Raw genomic sequence first — 3,019 nt, forward strand, 5'->3', positions numbered from 1 at the left:
TAACGACGCTTTTTTGAATAAACCATTACTAGTAACTGCACCTAACGACGCTGCTCTACGATGATAGAATCAATACCATTATTCTGTAATCGCTGCTGAGCGCTAGCCACCGTTTGACGGTTGCTCATTGGCCGAGAGATTACTTGATAAATAGGCTCGCCATTACCCGTTGTGTTTTTGACCACACGAGCATCTACTCCTGCCATCAGCACTTGTGCGCGGCGGCGATCTGCTTCATCAGCATCACCGAAACTGTTTATTTGCAATATATAAGTGGCAGCAGGTGTGGCAGCTTGAACGTTGGCAGTACCTGCATTACTGTCAGAGTTATCTGTGCTGCTGACCGATGTCGCGCTATCATAAGTCGCATTTTCTTCGACAACAACGATATCGCTATTGGCAGCGTTATTGCCATTACTAGGTTCAATCACCGTATTTTCAGAAATACCTAAATTACCCTCATCGTCACTACCACTGGCTGACGAATTAGTAGGCTGTGTGACCACGATATCGGGCTCAAAAGCATCGACACCTCCTATGCGATCATTATTTATCTCACCAAAATCTTCATCAGGTATGGTGGCCATCTCTTGATTTGGCAAAATATCATAAAACTCATAATCGCCATTATCAGTATCAGTCTCAACTCGTGGCTGTACCTGACGATCTTGCTCGTTTTCGGCGCTGCTATCGGTCGGACTAAAATCAAACAATGGTGACAAGTATATAAACACACCGATCATAAGGGTCAATACGGCCCCAACGAACATCCATAATAAGCCTGATACACTACTTGTTTTGCGCTTTTCAGTCGCGCCTTTAGGTTTTTTGGCTAGCATGGATCTGGTTCTCCCTACTGAATCTATCTATCATTATTAAATTATTGCTATCAACCATCTATACTCACTCTACAAACTAGAGATTTTTCTATGTAAAAAACTACTACATGCTAGACGGCGCAGACAATCCTAATAAACTAAGCCCATTAACCAATACTTGACGAACAGCTTTAGACAAACGCAGACGAGCTTGCATCAAATCTATCTCATCTTGACTCGGTGTCTCACCTGACGTTAGGCTCAATGGTAAAATACGGTTGGTATCATACCAACCGTGAAATAGCGCTGCCAGCTCTTTCAGATAATTGGTCAATACATGGGGCTCATAGCCAGTTGCTGCTCGTAATAGTGTCGCTGGATACCCTGCTAGTAGTTTAATCAACTCGTCTTCATTGGGCGCACTAAGCAGATTCTGATGCGCCAGACCAACGGCATCATCTACTGTTAAATCATAGGTAGCCAGTTTTTCTAGTACGCGGCAAACACGGGCATGCGCATATTGAATGTAATACACCTGATTGTCTTTGCTTTGTGATTTAGCAAGCTCCAAATCAAAGTCAATATGCACTTCAGGCTTACGGGCCACATAATAAAAACGCGCGGCATCATTGCCAACTTCGTTTCGTAAATCACGCAGGGTGACAAACTGACCTGAACGCGAGGACATTTGTACTTTTTCACTACCACGCCATAACGCGACAAACTGTACCAGCACCACATCAAGTTTTTCTGCATCGATACCCAAGGCAAGTAGTGCTGCTTTGACACGTGGAACATAGCCATGGTGATCAGCGCCCCAGACATTGACGACTTTATCAAAACCACGATCAAATTTGTTTTTATGATAAGCAATGTCAGAAGCAAAATAAGTAGACTGACCATTAGCGCGGCGTACCACACGGTCTTTTTCGTCACCGAAGTCGGTCGATTTAAACCAGATATTGCCGTCTTTTTCGTACAGATAGCCTTTTTCGTCTAATACTTGTAGAGCCGGCTCAATCTCAGCATCAATCGACTTTTCGCTGAACCAGCATTCATAGCTCACGCCAAAGTCATTTAAGTCATCTTTGATATCGGCCAAAATACTACTCAACGCTGCATTTAAAAACAACTCATAGCCATCACCAAGCAAAGTCTTACTATTGGCAATCAGCCCATCGATATGCGCTTCTTTATCACCTGACAGCAGTACTTTTTCACCATCTGCGTTTATCTCAAACTCGGCATCTGCAGGCACGTCTTTGGCAACGTCTGTAAAGCTATGAACATAGCTATCAGCATGTTGCACTTTTAGCGTTTTGGCAATATCACTGACATAGTCGCCTTGATAGCCGTTGACAGGAAAAGTCACTTGCTCGCCATTTGCTGCTAAATAACGCAAATAGGTACTGGTTGCTAAGATGTCCATTTGACGACCAGCGTCATTGACATAATACTCACGCGTGACGTCATAACCGATCGCTTCTAGCAAGTTTGACACGCTCATGCCAAATGCCGCACCACGCCCATGACCAACATGCAAGCTAGACGTTGGGTTGGCAGAGACAAACTCAACTTGTATTTTTTGCCCTGCAAACTGATTGCTCAAACCAAAACGGTCTTGCAAGTTAAAAATATCGTCTAATACGGCAAACTTCGCTTCAGCATTTAAAAAGACATTAATAAAACCCGGCCCTGCGATTTCTACTTGGCGGATATCTTGGTTTTCAGGCAAGGCATTAACGATTTTTTCGGCAAGTTGGCGCGGGTTGGCCTTGGCGGCTTTTGCGGCAGTAAGTGCGATATTACTGGCAAAATCACCATGGCTTAGGTCTTTGGTACGCGTGATTTGACTGTTATTTTGCCAATCGCTTGGTAATGTACCATCTGCTTGTAAAGTCTGAACGGCATCATTAAACAGTGAGGCAAGTGTATCAATCTGGGCTTGTGACATAAGGATGTGAACTCAATTAAATAAACAACAAAAACGGTGCAAAAATACGGTGAATGTAAACGACCGATAACCGCTTATAATAATAGCGACCGACATTGTAAAAGGTAAAATAATATAAAAAGATAAATAACCTGTAAATATAACAATCTTTGCGCTTTATTGCACCATTTACACCAAAATTAGCACTGAAATCTTACCGTTAAGACGGCTTCCCTTAGTAATTAGGATCTGTTGGACGTTTAAAGCA

At 43.1% G+C, this 3,019-nt stretch carries 2 protein-coding genes; both read right to left on the minus strand.

Annotated features, from left to right (window positions below; genetic code table 11):
* Positions 1-41: 41 nt before the first annotated feature.
* Complete coding sequence (locus ACT3SX_RS14530; RefSeq protein WP_192520316.1) at positions 42-839, minus strand: SPOR domain-containing protein; 798 nt, start codon at positions 837-839, stop codon at positions 42-44.
* Positions 840-942: 103 nt separating this feature from the next.
* The gene (gene argS, locus ACT3SX_RS14535; RefSeq protein ID WP_192520315.1) at positions 943-2,772 is read right to left on the minus strand and encodes an arginine--tRNA ligase; all 1,830 of its coding nucleotides are present in this window, start codon (positions 2,770-2,772) and stop codon (positions 943-945) included.
* Positions 2,773-3,019: the final 247 nt, after the last annotated feature.

This window comes from Psychrobacter sp. AOP31-B2-9 (assembly GCF_052378005.1).
GTDB lineage: Bacteria > Pseudomonadota > Gammaproteobacteria > Pseudomonadales > Moraxellaceae > Psychrobacter.